16 protein-coding genes are annotated in these 21955 nt (G+C 76.0%); 13 read left to right on the plus strand and 3 right to left on the minus strand.

The window, feature by feature from the left end:
* Positions 1-4 precede the first annotated feature (4 nt).
* Positions 5-448 carry an RbsD/FucU family protein gene (locus ECOMGDLI_RS08665; RefSeq protein WP_088316100.1) on the minus strand — a complete coding sequence of 148 codons (444 nt, stop codon included), beginning with the start codon at positions 446-448 and terminating at the stop codon, positions 5-7.
* A 106-nt stretch (positions 449-554) separates the two neighbouring features.
* Positions 555-1853, minus strand: coding sequence for a lamin tail domain-containing protein (locus ECOMGDLI_RS08670; protein ID WP_143447584.1), 1299 nt, complete (start codon positions 1851-1853; stop codon positions 555-557).
* A gap of 146 nt (positions 1854-1999) precedes the next feature.
* Between ECOMGDLI_RS08670 and ECOMGDLI_RS08675 the strand changes: the two genes are divergently transcribed.
* The 13 genes from ECOMGDLI_RS08675 (at position 2000) to ECOMGDLI_RS08735 (ending at position 19927) form a co-directional block, all read left to right on the plus strand.
* Complete coding sequence (locus ECOMGDLI_RS08675) at positions 2000-2584, plus strand: 2'-5' RNA ligase family protein (protein ID WP_088316104.1); 585 nt, start codon at positions 2000-2002, stop codon at positions 2582-2584.
* A 171-nt stretch (positions 2585-2755) separates the two neighbouring features.
* Positions 2756-5056 carry a formate C-acetyltransferase gene (pflB, locus tag ECOMGDLI_RS08680; protein ID WP_088316107.1) on the plus strand — a complete coding sequence of 767 codons (2301 nt, stop codon included), beginning with the start codon at positions 2756-2758 and terminating at the stop codon, positions 5054-5056.
* Between the two features lies 1 nt (position 5057).
* Complete coding sequence (gene pflA, locus ECOMGDLI_RS08685; protein ID WP_088316109.1) at positions 5058-5864, plus strand: pyruvate formate-lyase-activating protein; 807 nt, start codon at positions 5058-5060, stop codon at positions 5862-5864.
* A gap of 49 nt (positions 5865-5913) precedes the next feature.
* On the plus strand, positions 5914-9249 hold the full coding sequence (locus ECOMGDLI_RS34515; protein ID WP_088316111.1) for a hypothetical protein: 3336 nt from the start codon (positions 5914-5916) through the stop codon (positions 9247-9249).
* 62 nt (positions 9250-9311) lie between these two features.
* Positions 9312-9854 carry an RNA polymerase sigma factor gene (locus ECOMGDLI_RS08695; protein ID WP_158220944.1) on the plus strand — a complete coding sequence of 181 codons (543 nt, stop codon included), beginning with the start codon at positions 9312-9314 and terminating at the stop codon, positions 9852-9854.
* Positions 9851-10942: a hypothetical protein gene (locus tag ECOMGDLI_RS08700; protein WP_088316115.1), complete on the plus strand. Its 1092-nt coding sequence runs from the start codon at positions 9851-9853 to the stop codon at positions 10940-10942. The genes ECOMGDLI_RS08695 and ECOMGDLI_RS08700 overlap by 4 nt, the downstream gene beginning before the upstream one ends.
* Positions 10943-11082: 140 nt before the next feature.
* A complete protein-coding gene (locus tag ECOMGDLI_RS08705; RefSeq protein WP_088316118.1) occupies positions 11083-12030 on the plus strand; it encodes an ABC transporter ATP-binding protein in 948 nt (315 codons plus the stop codon).
* Positions 12030-13676, plus strand: coding sequence for a hypothetical protein (locus tag ECOMGDLI_RS08710; protein ID WP_143447585.1), 1647 nt, complete (start codon positions 12030-12032; stop codon positions 13674-13676). Before ECOMGDLI_RS08705 ends, ECOMGDLI_RS08710 begins: the two co-directional genes overlap by 1 nt.
* Before the next feature lie 185 nt (positions 13677-13861).
* Positions 13862-16186, plus strand: a complete 2325-nt coding sequence (locus tag ECOMGDLI_RS08715) for a xanthine dehydrogenase family protein molybdopterin-binding subunit (RefSeq protein WP_143447586.1) — start codon at positions 13862-13864, stop codon at positions 16184-16186.
* Complete coding sequence (locus tag ECOMGDLI_RS08720; RefSeq protein ID WP_143447587.1) at positions 16183-17124, plus strand: xanthine dehydrogenase family protein subunit M; 942 nt, start codon at positions 16183-16185, stop codon at positions 17122-17124. The genes ECOMGDLI_RS08715 and ECOMGDLI_RS08720 overlap by 4 nt, the downstream gene beginning before the upstream one ends.
* A gap of 13 nt (positions 17125-17137) precedes the next feature.
* Complete coding sequence (locus ECOMGDLI_RS08725; RefSeq protein ID WP_198954698.1) at positions 17138-17608, plus strand: (2Fe-2S)-binding protein; 471 nt, start codon at positions 17138-17140, stop codon at positions 17606-17608.
* Between the two features lie 154 nt (positions 17609-17762).
* Positions 17763-18221 (plus strand): hypothetical protein, encoded by a 459-nt coding sequence (locus tag ECOMGDLI_RS08730; RefSeq protein WP_088316128.1) that lies wholly within the window; start codon positions 17763-17765, stop codon positions 18219-18221.
* Positions 18222-18307: 86 nt separating this feature from the next.
* A complete protein-coding gene (locus ECOMGDLI_RS08735) occupies positions 18308-19927 on the plus strand; it encodes a DUF2029 domain-containing protein (RefSeq protein ID WP_088316130.1) in 1620 nt (539 codons plus the stop codon).
* Here ECOMGDLI_RS08735 and ECOMGDLI_RS08740 read toward each other — a convergent pair.
* Complete coding sequence (locus tag ECOMGDLI_RS08740) at positions 19840-21750, minus strand: NAD-binding protein (protein ID WP_198954699.1); 1911 nt, start codon at positions 21748-21750, stop codon at positions 19840-19842. The genes ECOMGDLI_RS08735 and ECOMGDLI_RS08740 overlap by 88 nt on opposite strands.
* Positions 21751-21955 lie beyond the last annotated feature (205 nt).

Genomic DNA, 21955 nt, shown 5'->3' on the forward strand with positions numbered 1-21955 from the left:
CGGGTCACTCCTGCGGCGGGTCCCAGACGACGCCCTTGACGAGGAGGACGCACCCGTACGGCCGGTCCTCGCTCGTCGTCACGACGGCGAAGGCCTGCCGGGCCCGCTCGTAGAACGCGAACCGCTCGACCCGCTCGACGCCCACCGCACGGCCCTCGGCGGCCTCGACGAGCTCGAAGACGTCCTCCTGGACCTCGGGGACGACGTCCGGGGTGTCGACCATCGCCATGGCGGCCACCGGCTGCTCGACGAACGTGTCGACGGGGAAGAGCGAGAGCACGGCCTGCGCGGCGCGCGGCAGGTCGCACCCGTCGAGCCGGACGACGCGCCGCCCGACCGAGACCGCGGGGAAGTTGCGGTCGACGAGCACGAGCTCGTCACCGTGCCCCATCGACGCGAGCACGTGGAGCAGCTCGGGTGTGACGACCGGGTCGATCCCCTTGAGCACGGCGGGCCTCCTGACGGGCCCGCGAGGGGCCGACGACGACGTCGCGCATCCTGCTGCCCCGGGCACCCTGCGGACAAGCCCGCGGAGCCCCCCGCCGCCCGCGCCGTCAGCAGCGGCCGCTGCCCCAGGCCTTGCACACCAGCCGGATGCCCTCGGTCGTCCGCAGCTCCACCGAGCCGCCGCCGTTGTTGAGGACGACGCTGCTGCGGCCCCAGTACTTCGTCCTGGCCGTCGCGGTGCCGCGCCCCATCCGGACGACGAGCTTCTGGCCGGGGACGAGCGTCGAGCCGCCACCGAGCTCGAGGGTGTTGCCGTTGAAGGTCATGACCGTGTGCGAGAGGTTCACCGCGGACGACGCCGTGACGGTGACGTACTCGCCGTTGGGGTTCGCGCGGGTGTCGTCGCCGGGCGCGTCGTAGTGGACGGCCATCGTCAGCTTGCCCTTGCGGCCGTCGGTGCAGGAGACGAGGCACGGGTAGAGCGCCGACGCGCGCAGGTCGCCGTCCGGGTCGAAGAGGTAGGCACCGCTGCCGTGGGTCCCGGCCTGGTACCAGTTCGGGAAGAGCACCGCGGTCCGGCCCCAGTAGAACGTGCGCCCGGACGGCGTCCCGCGGCCGACCCGCAGCGTGAGGGTCGCGTGCGCGGGGATGCTCGTGCCGGCGGGGATCCGGAAGCCGTCCTGGGCCGCGGTGCGGATCACCCAGCCGCCGACCGAGAGCGGGACGGTGCCGGCGTTGAGCACCCGCACGTACTCGCCGTTGATGTTCCGGGTGTCGGTGCCCTCGGCGTCCCAGTTCACCCAGAGCCGGATCGGCACGCCCTGCTGCGGACCGCTGCGGCAGTAGTCGGGGTCCCACAGGTTGGTGCCCGCGCGCTTCGCGGTCTGGCCGGCCGTCTCGTAGGCGCGCCAGCGGGAGGGCTCCTCGGGGAAGACGAGGGGCAGCGCCTGCCCGGCGCGGATCACCGCGAGCTGGGGGTCGCTCGTCGTCGTGCCGTGGAGGACGTCGACGAGGCGCAGCAGCCGGCCCCGGCTGCGTGAGCCGGCGTGCGCAGCGGTCAGCCGCACCGACGAGCCGACGGGGGCGGCCGCCGCCAGGGCCGCCTTGGCCTCGGCGTAGTGGCAGTCGCCGTTCTCCATGGCCTGCAGGCCGACGTTCCGGACCGGCACCGGCGTGGAGGTGCCGTCCCCGGCGACGTCGACCTCGAGGGTGTCGCCGTCGACGACCCGGCGCACCGTGCCGCGCTGGTCCACCGCGGCGGTCGCCAGGACCGAGACCGACCCCGCCCCGGTCCCGGCCCCGTCGGGCGTCACCCCGCTCCCGTCCGCCTGCGCGGTCGCCGTCCCGGCCACGAACACGGCGGTCGCGAACACCGCGGCCGCCCAGACACCCCGAGGTCTCGTCACAGTTCTCCGTCGACGTGCCGCGCGCCTGCCTTGAACCGGCGGTACGCCGTCCGGGTGGCGCCTTCGCCCGGACGGGCGATGCGCACGTTACCCAGGGCCGTGGCCCGTGACGATCACTTAGGAGTGCCTTGACCCATGATGGGCGGGTGCCCTCCGACCAGGCCCCCGCACCGGGACCCGCCGCACCCCGGGCCGCCGGCCGGCCGAGCGCGCTCGCCGTCGAGGTCCCGGAGGCGGAGCCGCTCGTCGCCGGCGTGCGGGCCGTCCGGGACCCCGGCGCCACCGAGGGGATGCCCGCCCACGTGACGGTGCTCTACCCCTTCCTCGACCCGGGCGACGTCGACGCCGGGCTGTCCCGGCTGCGCGCCCTGATGGCCCGGGTGCCGGCGTTCGACGTCGCGTTCACCCGGGTCGACCACGTCCCCGGCGTGCTGTGGCTGCACCCCGAGCCGGACGCCCCGTTCCGCGCCCTCACCGCGACGCTCGCGGCGGCGTACCCGCAGCACCCGCCGTACCGGGGCCGGTACGCAGACCCGCAGCCGCACCTGAGCATCGCCCGCAGGCTCCGCCCCGAGCAGGTCGACTCCGCCCTGGCGGAGGTGCGGGCGGCCGTCGACCCCGGCCTGCCGCTGCGGTGCGCCGTCCGCGCGGTGACGCTCTTCGTCCGGGACGACGCGGGGCAGTGGCGACGCCGCGAGGTGCTGCCGCTGCGAGCACCGGGGACGGTGTGACGGGCCTCGCAGGAATGGTCTGACCATTCCTTAGCGGACCCTGCGGCTCCCGGGTCAGACGTTCGTCCCGCGGGCGGCCGGACGGGCGACCGAAGAATTGTCGTGCAAGCGTTTGCGGGTCCATCAGCGGTCACGAGCCGCTCCCGCCGGCGCGACGGGAGCGCAGAAGCGGTGACGACCACGCTCGACCAGCAGTCGACGACCGGGAGCCCGGCCGACCCGGAGGCGGACGTACCAGCCGCCGCGCCCGACCCGTGGCGCGGCTTCCGGGGGCAGGCCTGGCGCGACACGATCGACGTCCGGGACTTCGTCCTCGCCAACGTGACGCCCTACGAGGGCGACGCGTCGTTCCTCTCCGGCCCGACGGCGCGCACGACGCGCCTGTGGGACCGGGTCACCGCCCTGTTCCCCGCCGAGCGCGAGCGCGGCGTCCTCGACGTCGACACCACGACGCCGTCGACGATCACGAGCCACGCGCCCGGCTACATCGACGTCGAGGACGAGATCGTCGTCGGCCTGCAGACCGACGCCCCGCTGCGCCGGGCGATCATGCCCAACGGCGGTCTGCGGATGGTCAAGGACGGCTGCGCCGCCTACGGCTACACGCTCGACCCGGACGTCGAGCGGTTCTACTCGGCGCACCGCAAGACCCACAACCAGGGCGTCTTCGACGCCTACACGCCGGCGATCCGGGCGGCCCGTCGCGCGGGCATCATCACCGGCCTGCCGGACGCCTACGGCCGCGGCCGCATCATCGGCGACTACCGCCGGGTCGCGCTCTACGGCGTCGACGCCCTCGTCGAGGTGAAGCGGCGCGAGCGCGCCGGCCTCGACGCGCGGCCGTCGCTGCCGGACGTCGTCCGCGACCGCGAGGAGCTCGCGGAGCAGGTCCGCGCGCTCGGCGAGCTCGTCGAGATGGCGGCGTCCTACGGGTGCGACGTCCGGCGCCCGGCGCGGACGGCGTACGAGGCCGTCCAGTGGCTCTACCTGGCCTACCTCGCGGCGTGCAAGGAGCAGAACGGCGCCGCGATGTCGCTCGGGCGGACCTCGACCTTCCTCGACGTCTACCTCGAGCGCGACCTCGCGGCCGGGCTGCTCACCGAGGAGCGTGCCCAGGAGCTCGTCGACGACCTCGTCATCAAGCTGCGCATCGTCCGGTTCCTGCGCACGCCCGAGTACGAGGCGCTCTTCTCGGGCGACCCGACGTGGGTCACCGAGTCGATCGGCGGCATGGCGCTCGACGGGCGCACCCTCGTGACGCGCACGTCGTTCCGGTACCTGCAGACGCTCTACGACCTCGGCCCCGCGCCCGAGCCGAACCTCACGGTGCTCTGGTCGCCAGCGCTCCCCCAGGGGTTCAAGGACTTCTGCGCGCAGGTCTCGGCCGACACGAGCGCGATCCAGTACGAGAACGACGACCTGCTGCGTGCCCACCACGGCGACGACACGGCGATCGCCTGCTGCGTCTCGGCGATGGAGGTCGGCCGGTCGATGCAGTTCTTCGGCGCCCGGGTCAACCTCGCCAAGACGCTGCTCTACGCGATCAACGGCGGCCGCGACGAGATCACCGGCGAGCAGGTCGGGCCGGTGCTGCCGCCGCTCGAGGGCGACGTGCTCGACGCCGACACCGTCGTCGAACGGCTCGACGCGATGATGGACTGGCTCGCCGCGACGTACGTCGACGCGCTGAACGTCATCCACTACATGCACGACAAGTACGCGTACGAGCGGCTCGAGATGGCGCTGCACGACTACCCGGTGCGGCGCACCATGGCCTGCGGCATCGCCGGGCTCTCGGTCGCGGCGGACTCGCTGTCGGCGATCCGGCACGCGTCGGTGCGCCCGGTCCGCGACATCACCGGGCTGGTCACCGACTACCTCGTCGACGGCGACTTCCCGACCTACGGCAACGACGACGACACCGCGGACGACGTCGCGGCCTGGCTCGTGCGGACGTTCATGGCCAAGGTGCGCGCGCAGCGGACCTACCGGGACGCCGTCGCGACGCAGTCGGTCCTCACCATCACGAGCAACGTCGTCTACGGCCGGCACACCGGCCCGACGCCGGACGGCCGCCGCGGCGGCGAGCCGTTCGCGCCCGGGGCGAACCCGATGAACGGCCGCGACCGGCACGGTCTCGTCGCCGCGGCCCTGAGCGTCGCGAAGCTGCCCTACGAGGACGCTCTCGACGGCATCTCGCTCACCGCGACGGTCACGCCGTCCGGGCTCGGCCGCACCCGCGAGGAGCGGGTCCGCGGGCTCGTCGGCATCCTCGACGGGTACACGGCGTCCGGCGGGTTCCACCTCAACGTCAACGTCCTCGACCGGGCCACGCTGCTCGACGCGATGGAGCACCCGGAGAACTACCCGCAGCTGACGATCCGGGTGTCGGGCTACGCCGTGAACTTCGTCCGGCTGACCCGCGAGCAGCAGCTCGACGTCGTCAACCGCACGGTGCACGGCGAGGTCTGAGATGGTCCTCGACGCCCGGCTCGTCGCCGTCCGGCCGGGCCCCGGCACATCGGGGCCGGCGGACGACGACGCGCTCGCGGCGGTCGACGGCGCCGTCCACTCCTGGGACCTGTCCACCGGCGTCGACGGCCCGGGCACCCGGTTCGTGCTCTTCACCGCCGGCTGCCCGCTGCGCTGCCTCTACTGCCAGAACCCGGACACGTGGACCGAGCGTCGCGGCGTCCGCACGAGCGTCGCCGACGTCATGGCCCGGGTGCGGCGCTACCGGACGCTCTTCGACGTCACCGGCGGCGGCGTGACCGTCTCCGGCGGCGAACCCCTGCTCCAGCAACGGTTCACGTCGACCCTGCTGCGTGCCTGCAAGGCCGAGGGGATCAGCACGGCGCTCGACACGTCGGGCGCGCTCGGGGTCCGGGCGGACGACGCGACGCTCGCCGACGTCGACCTCACCCTGCTCGACGTCAAGTGCGCCGACCCGGCCCGCTACCGGCGGCTCACCGGCGGCGACCTCGACCCGACCCTGCGCTTCGCGCGCCGGCTCGCCGTGCTCGGCCGCCCGACGTGGGTGCGCTACGTGCTCGTCCCCGGTTGGACGGACGACGTCGACGAGGTCGCGCCGCTCGCGGACTTCCTCGCGGGGCTCGGCGTCGTCGAACGCGTCGACGTCCTCGCCTTCCACCGGCTCGGCGCCGCGAAGTACGCGGCCCTGGGCATCGACTACCCGCTCGCGCAGACCCCCGGGCCGACGATCGACTCCCTCGAGGCCGTGCGCGACGTGTTCCGGGGCGCGGGGCTCGCGGTCACCTGAGGCCGGCCTCTGCTCGCGCTCCCCACCACCGGTGCGACATGATCGAGCGGTGCCGGCCCCGGGGGTAGGACCAGCGCAGCACCCGACCGCTGCGACGGCGCCGTCCGCGCGCGACCGGGACGGCGTCCTCGACGCGCTCGTCGCGGCGACCGACGACGTCACGGTCGAGGAGTTCCGGCTCGTGGAGCTGCGCGTCGAGTCGGACGCGCGGCTCGGGCGGCGGCTGCTCTACCTGCTGAGCAACACCGAGTGGGTGCGCCGGACCACCGAGCACCTCGACGTCGGCCGGGCCCGGGTCGTCGAGACCGAGGTCGTCGTCGACGTCGACCTGTCGTACCTGCCGGGTGCCGTCCTCGACGAGGACGTCGTGTGGCTGCCGGTGCTCGCCGTCCCGCCGCCGGTCGCCGGCCCCAGGGAGCAGCCCGGTCCCGACCGCGACCCGGTGACGAGCATGGAGGTCACCGACGCCGGCGGCGCCCGGATCAGCAAGGCCACGCAGGCGCAGGTGCACCGCTGGCTGGCGCCGGCGCTCGCCGAGCTCGTCCTCGGCCGGCTGCCGCGGACCCGCCCGGACGGCGCGAGCGGCCCCACCCGGGACGAGCTCGTCCTGCTCGCCGCCGCGCTGCGACGGCTGCTGCCCGGCACCGGGGCCGACATCGACGGCGGCCCGGACGGCGGCGAGGGCGCCCCGATGCTCGAGCGCGGCCGGGCCCAGGTCGAGGAGCGGCTCATCGTCGCCCGCACCGGGCTGCTCGCCGCCGTCCGCCTCGACCTCGACCGGCCCCGGCCGGTGCTGCGGTCGCGGCTCGTCGACATGGTCGCGGCGCTCGTCGGCGTGGTCCACGCGGTCGTCCCGGTCGCGGTCGACGGGCGGCCGACGTCGTTCGCGGTGCGGCTGCCGGGGCGGCGCCTGCACCCCGAGCGCCGCCGCCGGCTCTCGACGTCCGCACGGGCGCACCTGCGGGTCGACCTCTACACCGCGTCCCCGCACTCCGACCGGGTCGTCCACCTCGGGCTGCCGGAGGGGATCTCGGTCGGGGTGACGACCGCCTCGGCCCCGGCGGGCGCCCGGATCGCGCTCTCCGACGTCCGGCCGGTCGAGGAGCTGCGCGCGCTGCTGACCCTCGTGCTGGACGGCGAGCGCGAACCCGCGTGGGTGCGGCGCCGGCTCGCCGGGCTGGCCGTCGACAAGGTCGAGAGCTCCCTGGAGGCGCTGCAGCACCTGCGCACCGCGGCCGGCGTCCCCGACCCGACGGCCCGGCTGCGCATGCTCCGGGCGCGGCTGCTCGCCGTCGCCGCCCAGGACACCGCGGCACCCGTCACGGCGCTCCAGCAGACCTGGGACGGCGGCACCTGGCTGCCGGCGTCGTACGAGCGCCGGCTCGTCGTGAACACCGCGACGCCCGGGCTCGTCCACGTCCGCGCCTCGGTCGTCGACGGCTCGGCGCAGCGCGCGACGACCGGGGACGCCGCCGTCGACGCGGACGTCGAGGTGTCCGACTCGACCGTCCTCGACACCGCACGGGACACCAACGCCATCAACGCCGTGCTGCTCGCGGCCGTGACGCTGCTCCTGCTCGCGTTCGGCCGCGGCGAGAACCTGCGGACCGTCAACGCCGAGATCCTCGCGACCGTCCTCACGCTCTTCCCCGCGATCCAGGCCAGCCGCGCCGACCGGCCCGACCGGTCGACGCTGCGCGGCGTCCTCTCCCAGCCCACCTACCTGCTGAGCCTCGCGACGGTCTTCCCGCCGCTCGCGCTGGCCGGGGCGCTCGCCGCCGCGGCGAGCCACCCCGCGGTCGTCGCCGTCCTCGCGCTCGCCGCCCAGCTCGGGCTGCAGCTCCTGCTGCGCCGCCCCGGCCGGGCCCGTGCGGCCGGCAGCGAGCCGGCCCTGCTGCTGCGCACCGCCCACCCGCCGGACCTGTCCCGGCTCGACGTCCTGCGCGGCTCCTGGTGCCGGACCCTCGTCGCCGACGCGCTCCTGCTCGGCCGGCTCACGCAGGGCCACCTCGTCGGCGCCCCGGACTCCCCCGGCGCCCTGTCCGCGGCGCTCGACGTGACCCTCGGGGCCGGGCTGGACGACGAGCACCCCGGCCGGGGCCCGGCGGGCGGCCGGTCGTCGACGAGCGTGCACGGGCTCTTCCACGCGACGGCGGCGGGCCGCTCGATGACGTTCGTGCTGGCCGGCGGCCGGCCGGGGCACACCCGTCCGGCCCCGGACGACGACGGGCCGGTGCACCCCGGCGAGCGCGCCGCCGAGCACACGCGGCGCTCGGACCCGACCGGTGGCCGGATGCTCGTCCGCCAGGTCCCCGTCGAGCCGGGGCGGCTCTCGGCGGTCGAGCCGCCCGCGTGGATCGTCGAGGCGTTCGTCGGGCTCGTCCCCGGGCGGCTCGAGGCGCTGCCGGTCGAGGACCACCCGGTCGCCGTGCTGCTCGCGGCGGCCCGGGCCGACGACCTGCCCGTCCTCCTCGTGCAGACGCCCGCGCTGCCCCCGACGTACGCGGCCGAGGACCGGGACTGGATGCGGCTGCGGGTCGGGGTGCCGTTCGTGCCCGGCGAGGACCTCGGCCGCCTCGCCCGCTACCTCACCGCGCTCGACGGCCTGCGCACCCGGCACCCGCGGCGCGGGGCGGCCCGGGTCCACACCTACGCCGTCCCCGAGTTCGCCACCCACCAGGGCGGGCAGACCGCGCCCGACGAGACCGACCGCGCCGGCCGCCGCACGAACGACGTGCTGCGCGACGTCCGCGCCGACGACGTCGGCACCCCGCCGGACGCGGGCACCGAGGCGCTCGCGGTGTGCGCCTGGGCCCGGGTCGGCCTGTCCGCCGACGTCCTCGCCGCCGCCGGCGGCAACGGGCCCACCCGCCTCGTCGCGATGACGAGCGTCGTCCTGCACGGCCTCGCCGCCCAGCTCGTCGTCCTCGCCCCGCTCGGCGGCACCGGCCCGCGGGTGCCCTACGTCGAGGCGCTGCGCGGCGCGCTGCACCGGGAGGCCGTCGTCGAGCCGATCCCGCCGGCACCGGTCGACGCCGCGGACGACCCCGCGCCCGGGCCGCGCTGCGTCGTCCGGCTCCAGGTGCGGCTGCCCGAGCGGCCGCACGCCCTGCGCGGCCTGCTCGGCGACCTCGCCGACACGCTCGGCGGCCTCGACACCTGGTTCGCGCTCTTCCGGGTCGCCGACGGCCGCTCCGTCCAGGGCCGGCTCATGGCCCGGGTCCCGCCCGCGGCCGCGGACGCCGTCCGGCGCCGCAGCAGCCGGGACGCCGACGACGCGCTGCTCGCCGCCGCGGCCGACCACGGCCCGCGCCGGGGCGGGCGGCCCGCGGTCGAGGACGACCCGGTCGTCGACCTCGGCGTGCTCCGGACGACGGCGCCGTAGGCCGGCGCGGTCAGATGCCGGGGCGTGTACCCCGAGGTGGCCCGCTCGCGCGAGTGAGGGGTATGCAGCAGAGCCCGCGGGCGCCCGTCGCGGCCCCAGGCCCCGGCAGGGGGCCCGACGTCGCCTCGTTCGACGCCTTCTACACCGCGCACTTCCGGCCGCTCGTCGCGCTGACCTTCGCGCTGTCGGGCAGCCGGGTCGCGGCCGAGGACCTCGCGCAGGAGGCGCTGCTCGCAGCCTTCCGGCGCTGGCCCGAGGTCTGCGCGCTGGACAGCCCGGCCGCGTGGGTGCGCCGGGTCGCGGCGAACCAGGCGGTCTCGACGGTGCGCCGCCGCGTCGCGGAGGCGAAGGCCCTGACCCGGCTCGGCGGGCGCCGCGCCGTCCTCCCGGACATCTCCGAGGGCGCGCACGACGTGTGGCGCGAGGTCCGCCGGCTGCCCCGGCGGCAGGCGCAGGCGGTCGCGCTCTTCTACCTCGAGGACCTGGCGCTCGACGACGTCGCGGCCGTCCTCGAGTGCTCCGCCGAGACGGTCCGCACGCACCTGCGCCGGGCCCGGGCGACGCTCGCCGACCGGCTGGCTCTCGACGAGGGGGACGACGCATGAGCACCGACCCGTACAGCGACCCGCCCACGGGCGGGTCGGGACGCGGGCGCGCGCACGAGCGCGACGTCCACGGGGCGCTGCGGGCTGCGGCCGCCGAGGTCCGGCAGGCCACGGCGGCCCTCGCTCCGTCGCCCCGGGGCGTCGCCGGCCGCGGGCCGTCCGCCGCACGTCCGGGACGGCCCCGGCCCCTGCTCGCGGCGGTCGCCGTGGCCGCGGCCGTCATGGCCGTCGTCCTCGGGCTGTCGACCTACCTCGGCGGCGGGACCCGGCCGTCACCGGTCGGCCCGGCGGGGTCGCCGACCCCGGCCCCCAGCGTCAGCCCGTCGGCCTCCGCGCAGGACGTGACCCCGGTCGTGACGAGCAGCGACCCGGTCGTCGCCCCCCTGTGCGGGCCGCGGCTGCCCGTCCCGGTGTACCCGCCGAAGGGCTGGACGGGGCCGCAGCCGGGGCCGGCGGACGACTCGACCGGGTCGGTCCTGCCCGGCCAGCTCGTCGTCCACTGGAGCGGCCCGGGCGGTGCCGTCGAGCTCCGCTGGCCGGCCGACCCGGCGGACACGTCGCCCTACGACCCGATGGAGTCCATGTCGACGAGCACCGACGACGGCCGGACGCAGCTCAGCTACCCCGTGCCGGGGGCCGAGCCGCCCTGCGCGCACCTGCGGGTCGAGTGGCTCGGCTCCGTCCCCGAGGGCTTCGGTGCGTCGGTCGACGGCTTCACCACCCCTGAGGACAAGGCCGTCGTCGCGGTCGTCACGCCCCCGGAGGACCTGCGGCTCGTGAGCCGGACGAGGCAGGTGGCCACGCTCCCGCGGCACGCGATCGGCTGCAGCGGCGGCGACGTGCCCAACCGGAAGAGCAGCAAGGACGGGGCGCCCCAGCCGAGCGCGGAGCAGGCGCTGACCGCGTTCCTGGACGCCGCCGGTGACAACGGCATGAACCGCAACGGCTGGACCCGGCTCGACGGGCCCGGGAGCGAGGTCGTGTTCGGCGTCCCGTTCGACGGCGGCGCCGGCTGGGTCCAGCTCGTCTTCGTCACCGAGGGACCGAACGGCTGGGTGGTCACCGGCTGGGAGACGAGCGGCTGCTGAGCGGCGGGGGGGGCGCACCCGGACGGTCCGGGCCCGGGAGGGGGCGGCCCGGACCCGCCCGGGGACGTTCGCCCCCGCACCGCCGAACGCCCTCCGCCTAGCGTGAGGAAGGACCCGCGCCCTTCGCCACGGAGGCTGTCATGGGTACCCCGGCGATCCGGACCGACCACCTCACCAAGCGCTACGGCGACGTGCTCGCCCTCGACGGCCTCGACCTCGAGGTGCAGCCCGGGGAGGTGTTCGGGTTCCTCGGCCCGAACGGTGCCGGGAAGACGACGACGGTCCGGCTGCTGCTCTCGCTGCTGCGGCCGACCGCGGGCCGGGCCTGGGTCATGGGGGTGCCCGTCGAGGACGTCGTGCGCGCCCACCGGCACGTCGGGTACGTCCCCGGCGAGGTCGCGCTCTGGCCGCAGCTCACGGGCGCGGAGACCCTGGAGCTGCTCGGCAACGTCGCGGGCGGCGTCGACACGGCCCTGCGGGACGAGCTCGTCGAGCGGTTCCAGCTCGACACGGGGCTGCGGGTCCGGGCCTACTCCAAGGGCAACCGGCAGAAGGTCATGCTCGTCGCGGCGTTCATGACGCGCCCCGACGTGCTGCTCCTCGACGAGCCGACGGCCGGGCTGGACCCGTTGATGGAAGCGGAGTTCCAGGCCCTCGTCCGGGAGGCGGCGGCGCAGGGCCGGACGATCTTCCTCTCCTCGCACCTGCTCGACGAGGTCGAGGACGTGTGCACCCGGGTCGCGATCCTGCGCGAGGGCCGGCTCGTCGAGGTCGCGACCCTGGACGCGTTGCGCCGCATGGGGTCGCTCGTGCTCGACGCCGAGTTCGACGGCGGCCCGGACTCCACGGCGCCCGACCCCGCCGACCTCGCCGCCCTGCCGGGCGTGGTCTCCGCCGAGCCGCACGCCGGCGGCCTGCGGGTCGTCGTCGCGGGTTCGCCGGCACCGGTCCTGGCCCGGCTGGCGGCCGCCGGTGTGGCCCGGCTGCACAGCCACGAACCCACCCTCGAGGAGGTGTTCCTCGGTTACTACGCCGCGACCGCCGGCCAGCAGGGAGCCGTCGCCGCGGCGCACGACCGGGGGCTGTGATGACCACCGCCCTCCCGCTGCCGCACCACCGGCACGGCGTCACCCGGCCGCAGGGGGTGCCGCGCGCCACGACCACGGCGGCCCGGCTCGTCGCACGGCTGGTCGCCCGGGGCACGCTCGTGCTCGCGGCGGCGCTGTCGGCGTACGTGCTCCTGGAGATCCTGAGCTTCCGCGCCGCCTACCCGCAGGGGACCTCGACGGCCCAGCTGGCGCTCTTCGACACCCCGGCGATCCGGATGCTCCAGGGTCCGCCGCACGGGGTCGGCACGGCGGGCGGCTTCACGGCCTGGGACGGCGGCTGGTTCATCGGTGCCACGGTCGCGGTCTGGGCGCTGCTCGTGTCGACCCGGCTCCTGCGCGGCGAGGAGGACGTCGACCGGGTCGCCCCGCTGCTCGCCGGCACGCTCCCGGCCCGCACCCTGGCCGCGGTGCAGCTCGGCGTCGTCGCGGCCGGCTGCGCGGCCGTGGCCGGCGCGGTCGCGGTCACGTTCGGCGTGCTCGGCGCGGGCTGGACCGGAGGCACGCTGTTCGCACTGACCGTCGGCGGCTTCGCGGCGTTCTGGACCGGGGTCGGCGCGGTGTGCGCGCAGACCTTCGACAACCGGCGGCGGGCGCTCTCCGCCGGGGCCGGGCTCTTCGGCCTCGCGTACGTGCTGCGGCTGGTCGCGAACAGCAGCGCCGAGCGGGAGGGCCTGCGGGCGCTCACGCCGTGGGGCTGGACGGACGCCGTCGAGCCGTACGCGGCGCAGCGCCCCGCACCGGTCGTCGCGCTCTGGGCCGGTGGCGCGGTGCTCGGCGCGCTGGCGGTCGCGCTGCGCGGCCGGCGGGACACCGCCGGCGCCTTCCTCACCCGGCCCGACCGGCGCGCCGCCCGGCTGCGCGGCCTCGGCTCCCCGGTCGCGTTCGCCTGGCGCGAGGGCCGCGGCGTGCTCCTCGCCTGGGCCGTCGGCCTCGCGGTCTGGACGGCGGTCCTCGGCGGCATGCTCGGCACGATGCTCGACTTCCTCGCGGCCGACGACGCCTACCGGCGTGCCGTCGAGGTCATGGGGCTGGGGGCCATGCTCACGGCCGAGGGGTTCGTCGCGGTGATGTCGGTGATCCTCGGTCTCGTGCTCGCGCTCTTCGCGGCCTGGCGGGTCGGCGCTGCCCGGGCCGAGGAGGCCGACGGCCGGCTCGAGAGCCTGCTCGTCCGCGGCGTGACCCGGCGCCGCTGGCTCGCCGGGCGGCTGCTCGTCGTCCTCGCGGGGACGACCGGGCTCGCCGTGCTCGCCGGCGTCGCGACCTGGGCCGGCGCCGCGGCGTCGGGCGCCGACCTCGCCCTCGGCGCGAGCATGCGCGGCGCGCTCAACCAGCTGCCCGTGGCCGTCCTCTTCGTCGGGCTGGCCACGCTGACCCTCGGCGGTGCGCCGCGGCTCACCCTCACGCTGCCGGCCTCGCTCGCCGGGGCGGGGTACGTCGTCGAGCTCGTCGGGCCGGCGCTCGACTGGCCCGGGTGGGTCCTGGACCTGTCGCCCTTCCACCACCTGGCCGCCGTCCCGATGACGGCGTTCGCGGCCGCCCCGGCGCTGTGGCTCGTCGGCCTCGGGGTGCTCGCCGTGGTCGCCGGGGTCGTGCTCCTCGAGCGCCGGGACGTCACGTCGGCCTGACCCGGGACCGACGACCGTGTCGCCGGTGTGTCCGCCGGGTTGACACCAGGCTACGGATCTCGTCGTCGCCGCCGCCGGCCGCTGACCGGCCGGTCAGTGTTCCACGCCCCCACCTGTCGGGATCGGGAGCCGACCGGCAGAATGACGCGGGTCCGGTCCCCGCAGTGATCGAGGTGCCGCCCAGCATGTCCGTCATCGACACGCCAGCCCAGGGTTCGTCGACCCCCGAGCGGCCCCGCGCCTTCCTCCGCCCGGACGGCAAGGAGAAGGTGACCGGTCTCGGCCGGTACACGGCCGACCTCACGTTCACCGGCCAGCTCCACGCCGCCTTCCGCTACGCCGACCACCCGCACGCCCGGATCGTGTCCATCGACACGAGCAGGGCCAAGGCCCTGCCGGGGGTCTTCGCCGTCGTCACGCACGAGGACGTCCCCGACGTCCGGTACGGCGGGATGACGCAGGACCGGCGCCTGTTCGCCAAGGAGAAGGTGCTGTGGGAGGGCGACGTCGTGGCCGGCGTCGCGGCCCGCACCGTCGAGATCGCCCGCGAGGCCGCCGCGCTCGTCGAGGTCGAGTACGAGGTGCTCTCGGCCCAGCCGGACTACGTCGCGAACATGGCCCCGGACGCGCCGGTCCTCCACGAGGGCTGGGCGGAGTACGGCGCGGACGAGAACCTCGTGCGCGACGGCAACGTCATGAGCCGCTACGTCATCGCCAAGGGCGACGCGGACGCCGCGATGGCGGGCGCCGACGTCGTCGTGAAGAGCCACTACGTGTCCGACGCGAGCCAGGGCGTCCCGATCGAGCCCCGGGCGCTCGTCGCGCAGTGGACGGGCGACTCGGTGACCGTCTGGTCCTCGACCCAGGTGCCGTTCGCGGCCCGCTCGGGCGTCGCGCACACGCTGCAGATCCCCGAGTCGAAGGTGCGCATCGTCGTCCCGCTGCTCGGCGGCGGGTTCGGCTCCAAGTGCGACTTCCACTTCGAGGCACACGTCGCGATCCTCGCGAAGGTCACCAGGCGCCCGGTGCGCCTGGTGTTCACGCGCAAGGAGGAGTTCGTCGCGCCGGACCACCGCCGCGAGGGCATGGACATCGAGCTCGAGACCGGTGTGACCCGGGACGGCCGGATCGTCGCCCGCCGCGGCCGGATGGTGCTCGACAAGGGCGCCTACACCGGCGAGGGCGGCTTCTTCGCACAGATGGCCGCGATGCACGCGTGCGGCCCCTACAAGCTCGACACGGTGCGGGTGGAGGCGTTCCTCAACTACTCCACGAACCAGCCCGCGGCCTCGATCCGGGCGCCTACGGCGCCGCAGGCGTGCTGGGCGCTCGAGCAGCACCTCGACGAGGTCGCCGCGGCGATCGGGATGGACCCCGTCGAGCTGCGCCGCCGCACCCTCGTCGCCGAGGGCGACGAGGGCCCCGCCGGGCAGGTCTTCGAGAAGATCGGCGCCAAGGAGACCCTCGAGGCGGCGCTGGAGCTCATCGGCTACGACGCCTACCTGCGCGGCGAGCTGCCGGACGACGAGGCGGTCGGCGTCGCCTGCGGCTGGTGGCCGTGCTTCGGCGTCCCGTCGGGCGCGTACGTCAAGCTCAACGGCGACGGCACCGCCACGATCGTCACCGGCGCGCAGGAGAACGGCTCCGGCTCCGTCATGGGTCTGCCGATCCTCGCGGCGGAGATCCTCGGGATGTCCCCGTCCGACTTCTCCATCAACTACCAGGACACCGACGCCGGCCCGTGGGACATGGGCTCGTCGGGCTCCCAGACGACCTTCAACAACGGCCGCGCGGTCGTCGAGGCCGCGCAGGAGGTGCGGGCGAAGCTGCTCGCGATGGGCGCCGAGAAGCTCGAGGCGGACGTCGCGGACCTCGAGCTCGCGGACGGCGCCGTGCGGGTCAAGGGCGCCCCCGAGACGTCCGTGACGATCGCCGACCTCGCGGGCACGGGCGAGCCGATCCTCGGCAAGGGATCCGGCGAGGTGCCGGAGGCCGCGGCGTCGGACGCCTCCGCCTGCGTCGGGAGCCTCGGCATGGAGTCCTTCCTCGCGCCGCAGCTCATCACGCACGCGGCCCGGGTCAAGGTCGACCGGGACACCGGCGTCGTCCGGGTGCTCGACTTCGCCGCGGCCCACGACTCGGGCGTCATCGTCAACAAGGTCGGCGCCGACGGCCAGGTCTACGGCGGCGTCATGATGGGCATCGGCCAGGCGCTCACCGAGGCGACCTGGACCGACGAGGAGGGCCGGCAGAAGAACCCGGGCCTGCTCGACTACAAGCTCCAGACCGCCTCCGACGGCCCGCGCATCCAGATCCGCTGGATCGAGATCGAGACCCCGAACGCCGGCCCGAAGGGCAGCAAGGGGGTCGGCGAGCCACCGAGCGTCCCGACGTCCGGGGCGGTCGGCAACGCGATCGCCAAGGTCATCGGCCGGCACGTCGACAAGCTGCCCATGACGGCCGAGCGCGTCTGGCTCGCCGCGAACAGCCCCGCCGGGGAGGACCAGTGAGCACCGCGACATCCATGACGACGTCCGCGAGCAGCAGGACGTACGTCGAGGCCCGGGACGTCGCCACGGCCGTCGCCGCGATGAGCGCCGGTGCCCGCCCGATCGCGGGCGGCACCGACCTCGTCGTCGGCGCCCGGCACGGCAAGGCACCGCTGCCGGCCGCGCTCGTCGGGATCCACCGGATCCCCGGCCTCGCGGACGTCGCGCCGACGGACGGCGGCGGGCTGCGGCTCGGGGCCCTCGTCACCCACGCGACCCTCATGGCCGACCCGACGGTGCTCGCCTCGTACCCGGGCCTCGCGGACGCGTCCGCGATCGTCGGCTCGCACGCGACGCGGGCGAACGGCACCCTCGGCGGCAACGTCATGAACTCCTCCCCCGCGATGGACACCGGGGCGCCGCTCCTGTGCCACGGCGGGGTCGCCGTCCTCGTCGGCCCGGCCGGCGAGCGGCGGGTGGCCCTCGCCGACCTGTGGACCGGCCCCGGCCGGTCGACGGCCGCGCCCGACGAGCTCCTCGTCGCCGTCGAGCTCGACGCGCCGCCGGCCGACGGCGCATCGGGCAGCAGCTACGTCCGCCTCCAGTACCGGCGCCAGATGGAGATCGCCATCGTCGGTGCCGGCGCCGTGGTCACCCTCGGCGCCGACGGCACGGTCACCGGCGCGAAGGTCGCCATCACGGCCCTGGCCCCGGTGATCCACCGGGTCGCCGAGGCCGAGGCGGCCCTCGTCGGGACCGACGGCGGCTTCGAGGCGGCCAAGGCCGCGGGTGCCGCGGCCGCGGCGGCCGCGCGGCCGATCTCCGACGTCCGGGGCTCCGCCGACTACCGGCGGGCGATGGCCGCCGTCATCACGCGCCGGGCCGTGCTCACCGCCGTCCGGCGTGCCCGCGGCGAGTCCGTCCCCGTCCCCGCGAGCGACACGACCTTCGGGAGCTGAACGACCAGTGGCAGTGGACATCACCCTCTCCGTCAACGGGGTCCCCTACCCGCTCACGGTCGACCCGCACGCGAGCCTGCTCCACACGGTGCGCGGCGACGTCGGCCTGACCGGCTCCAAGGAGGGCTGCGACGACTCCGAGTGCGGCGCCTGCATGATGCTCGTCGACGGCCGCCCGGTGAACTCGTGCTCCTACCTCGCGGTGCAGGCCGACGGCAGCGACGTCACCACCGTCGAGGGTCTGTCGGACGGCGAGACGCTCGCGCCGCTCCAGGAGGCCTTCCTCACCCGCGGCGGCGTCCAGTGCGGGTTCTGCACCCCGGGAATGCTCGTCTCGGCGACGGCGCTGCTCGACCGTTCGCCGAACCCGAGCGAGGACGAGATCCGGACCGCGGTGTCCGGCAACCTGTGCCGCTGCACGGGCTACGACGGCATCGTCAAGGCGATCGCGGCGGTCGCGGCGGAGCGGGCCGCGCAGGGCTGAGGCCGGCGCCGGGACCGGCACCCGGGCACCCGGACGGGCGCGTCCGTCCGGGTGCCGTCGTGCCGCAGCGCTCAAGGACGCACCGGATCCGGTCGAGGACGGGACCGACGCGGCGGCACCTGCCGTCGCGCGCTTCCAGACAACAGGAGTCCGCGTGGGTGCCCTCCGCACGAGCATCGCCGGAGCCGTCGTCGGGACCATCGCTGCCGCAGGCCTCTACACAGGGGTCGTCGGACCGGCGGTGTCCCGCACCTCGGCCACGTCGTCCGAGGGGTCGGCCCTCGCGGCCGCCGTCCCCAAGGCCCCGAAGGTCGTCGTGACCGTCAAGGCCAAGCCACGGGCCACGGCCGCCGCCGAGCCCGAACCCGTCGAGACCACCGAGGCCGCCGCGAAGGCACCGGCCCCGAAGGCGCAGCCGCCCAGGCACCGGACGACGACGCACCGCGTCGTCGTGGCCGCGCGCCGGACCTCGAGCACGCACCGCCGCTCGTCCGGCTCCTCGGGCCGCAGCTCGTCGCACGAGCAGGAGCACGCCGAGGACGAGCACGAGAGCGAGCACGAGGACCACGAGGACGAGGACCACGAGGACGAGCACGAGGACGAGGACGACTGACGGCCCGGTCCGGATCGCGGGTGGCCCGCACGACAGCGGCGGGCCGCCCGCGATCATCGGACACATCCGCGCCGTACGCTCGTGACGTGTCGTCGACGACAGCGCCCGTAGCGGTCGACGGCCCGCCGCTCGGGACCGGGAGCCAGGTCCGCGCCGTGCCGTGGCCGCGCGTGCTCCTGCTCGTGGGGGTGCTCGCCGTCGCAGGGCTCGCGCTGTGGGCCAGGCTCGCGGCGCTCGGGCGTTCCGGCGGAGCGGGCGTGATGTCCCAGGGCTACGACGACGGGGTCTACTTCTCGGCCGCCGAGGCGCTCGCGTTCGGCCGGATGCCGTACCGCGACTTCGTTCTGCTGCACCCGCCCGGCATCGTCGTCGCCGCCCTCCCCTTCGGCTGGGTCGCCCGGCTCACGGACGACCCGACGGGGATGGCCGCCGCCCGCGTCGCCTGGGCGTGCGTCGGCGCCGCCAACGCCGCGCTCGTCACCGTGACCGCGCGCCGGGCCGGGGTCGTCGCAGCGGTCACCGCGGGCGCCCTGTACGCCGTCTGGCCGCCCGTCGTCCGGTACGAGACGTCGACGTACCTCGAGGCGCTCGGGACCCTCGCCGTGCTCGGCTGCCTGGCGCTGCTCACGGTGCGCAGGGCCGCGACCCGGCCGCGGCTGCAGGTCGCCGCCGGCCTCGCCCTCGGGCTCGCGCCCGCGGTGAAGATCTGGGGCGTCGTCCCGGTGGTCGTCGTCCTCGGCTGGGTCCTGGTCACCCTCGGTGCGCGCCCGCTGGGCCGGGTCGCCGCGGGCGCCGTCGCCGCGGCGACGCTGGTGTGCCTCCCGTTCTTCGTCCACGCGCCCGGGGCGATGTGGCGGATGGTCGTCGTCGACCAGCTCGGCCGCGGGTCGACCCCCGAGGGCACCGTGGAGCGCCTACAACGGGTGGCCGCCCTCGGCACCATCGGGGGCGTCGCCGACGGGACGCTGCGCGGCGCCACGTCGGGCGGTGTCGTCGCGCTGTGCGTCGCCGTCGTCGCCGCCGTCCTCGCGTGCACGCGGCGCGAGGGGGCGCTCGGTGTCGCGCTCACCGCATCGGGCCTGCTCGTCGTCGTGCTGGCGCCGTCCTTCTACGACCACTACACGCCGCTCGTCGCGCCCTACGCCGCCCTGGTGCTCGCCGCGGCGCTCGGGGCGCTGACCCGGTGGCGGCCCGCGGTGCCCACCGTGGCGGCCGCCGGGGTGGTCGCCACGTGCTGGATGTGGACGGCGAGCAGCACCCTCGTGACCGACCGGCCCTTCCCGGCCGCGGAGCTGCGACCCGCCCTCGACGCCGCCCGGTGCGTCACCGCCGACAGCCCGAAGGCGCTCGTCGCGCTCGACGTCCTCGGCCGGGACCTGCGCAACGGCTGCACGGTCGCCATCGACGTCTCGGGGGCGACCTACGACGCCGCGGCCATGCCCCTGCTCGCCGACGGCACGGCCGTCGTCCGCTCGATGAACCCGCGGTGGCAGAGCTACCTCATGGGTTACCTCGGGACCGGTGACGCGACCCTGCTCGTCCGCGGGACCTCCGACGACCTGTCGCCCGCCAGCCGGGAGCTGTTCCGCTCCTGGCCGACCCTGGTGTCCCGCGGGGGCTACCGGGTCCGGGCCCCTCGGCCCGCGCCCTCGACCGACTCCGCCGAGGCGCGCTCCCGCCGGACCAGCGCGAGCATCTCCTCGTAGGGCCCGACGAGGAAGGCCTCGTCGCCGCCGCGCAGGGTCGTCCCCCGCCGGGGCGGGTACTCCAGGCCGCGGCGGGTCCGCCGCCGGATCGCCACGACGCGCAGCTGGGCACCGAGGTCGGCCATCGCGACGCCGTCGAGCCCGCGACCGGTCCGCACCGGCAGCCGGGCGACGAGCAACGGCAGCGGCCCGACGTAGAACGTGCCGAGCACGTGCAGCCCGAGCGCGGCCCCGGCGAACCACGGGGCGGCGAGCGCCGCCGTCGAGACGACGTGCTGGAAGCCGAAGGCGGTCTCGACGGTCCGTGCCAGGTCGCGGTCGAAGAGCCGCAGCGCCACGGGGACGTCCCGCCAGCGGCGGCCGAGCAGGTCCCGGACCGCGAGCCCCGTCTCGAGGTTCGTCAGGTCGTCGCTCGTGAGGACGGCGACCGCCCCGGCCGTCGCGAGGTTCGCCTGCTCGAGCGTCGCGCTCATCGTCGCGTCCCCGACGATGACCGGGACACCCAGGGTGCGCAGCCGGCCGAGGTACCGGTTCGACTCGTCGCCCTCGACGACGACCACGTCGTGGCCGGCCTCGTGGAGCAGCTCGACGACCCGGGTGCCGACGGCACCGAGGCCGACGACGACGGTGTGCCCGGTGAGGCCCGGCACCCGGCGCCGGCCCAGTGCCTGCGCGATCTGCCGGCTCACGAGGAGGTTGGTGAGCATCGCGAAGAACACCGTGGCGAGCATCGCCCCGACGATCATGAGGACGATCGCGTAGGCGCGCAGCCAGGCGGGCTGGGCCCGGAAGCTGAAGTCCCCGTAGCCGACGGTCGCGACCGTCTCGACCGTGAAGTACAGCGCGTCGAGCAGCGTCATGGCGCTGCCGCCGTCCGGGTCGCGGTACCCCAGGTGGAGGACGGCGGTCGAGACGCCGACGAGCGCCGCCAGGGCGGCGAGCGCCCAGCGCATCGGCCGGTCGACCTGCCGGGACAGCGCGCGGTAGAGCGCGGTCGCCGGGCCCGGCGCCCAGTCCGGCCGGCGCCCCTCGGGCCACGCCCGGCCGGGCCGCAGCGTCCGCAGCGCCTCGGCGCGGGCCGGCCTCGGGCGGCCCCAGCCCTGGCCGGTGGCGTCGAGCTCCTCCGGGGTCCCGAGCAGGGTGACGGCGTCGCCGGCCCGGACGGCGAGGTCGCGTCCGGGGCAGACCACGGGCTCGACCGGTCCGGCGTCCGGTCCGGCGTCCTGTCCGGCGGCGTGCTCGACGGCGATCGGCGTGAGGTCGCCGTACAGATCGCGCAACGTCCCGTCCCGGGGCGCGGTGAGGGTCGCGGCGACGAACGGGACCTCCTCGAGCTGCAGCCGGTGGGCCCGGGTGCCCAGGCAGGTCTCGACGACGGACGGCGCGGCGAGCGCGGCGACGTCGAGGACGCTGCCGGCGCCGGTCACCGCGGCGAGGGCGCGGCCCACCGCAGGGTTCGTCAGCTGGACGACGACGGGGACGTCCGGGCGCAGCTCCCGGGCCCGCAGCGCGGTCTCGAGGGTGTGCAGGTCGTCGCTCTCGACGCACACGACCGCACGGGCGGTGCCGATGCCGGCCCCGACGAGCGTCTCGGCGAGCCGGGAGCTGCCGGTGAGGTGCGGGACGCCCCAGCCGCGGACCACCCGCACGAGCCGGGGGTCGGGCTCGTCGTCGACGACGGTCACCGGGATCCCCGCGAGGCGGAGCTGCTCGACCGTCCGCAGGCCGAGGCCGTGGAGCCCGCAGACCACGACGTGGCCGTCGACGGCGTCGGCGCCGTCGGTGGCGTTCGTGGCGTCGGTGGGTGTGATGGGGTCGGTCACGCCTCGCAGGGTCGCCGTCCCCGGTGTCGGTCGCGGTGTCGATCACGTGTCGGCCGTGTTACGCCGCGGCGGACGGGTCGGCCGGACGAGGACGGGCCGGACGACATCGCACCAGGCATCGGTCCGGCGTCGCTGGGCACTGGCCCGGCATGACAGAGCCAGTGCTGCCCCCGCCGTCCCCGGTCCCCTCCCCGGCGCCCTCCCC

Source organism: Kineosporia sp. R_H_3 (assembly GCF_002198675.1).
In the GTDB taxonomy this organism is placed as follows: domain Bacteria; phylum Actinomycetota; class Actinomycetes; order Actinomycetales; family Kineosporiaceae; genus R-H-3.

What these genes read in the sequence shown, in the direction of transcription:
- pflA (WP_088316109.1), top strand. Translation starts at nt 5,058, where the DNA reads ATGGTCCTCGACGCCCGGCTCGTCGCCGTCCGGCCGGGCCCCGGCACA.
- ECOMGDLI_RS08695 (WP_158220944.1), top strand. Translation starts at nt 9,312, where the DNA reads ATGCAGCAGAGCCCGCGGGCGCCCGTCGCGGCCCCAGGCCCCGGCAGG.
- ECOMGDLI_RS08700 (WP_088316115.1), top strand. Translation starts at nt 9,851, where the DNA reads ATGAGCACCGACCCGTACAGCGACCCGCCCACGGGCGGGTCGGGACGC.
- ECOMGDLI_RS08705 (WP_088316118.1), top strand. Translation starts at nt 11,083, where the DNA reads ATGGGTACCCCGGCGATCCGGACCGACCACCTCACCAAGCGCTACGGC.
- ECOMGDLI_RS08710 (WP_143447585.1), top strand. Translation starts at nt 12,030, where the DNA reads ATGACCACCGCCCTCCCGCTGCCGCACCACCGGCACGGCGTCACCCGG.
- ECOMGDLI_RS08715 (WP_143447586.1), top strand. Translation starts at nt 13,862, where the DNA reads ATGTCCGTCATCGACACGCCAGCCCAGGGTTCGTCGACCCCCGAGCGG.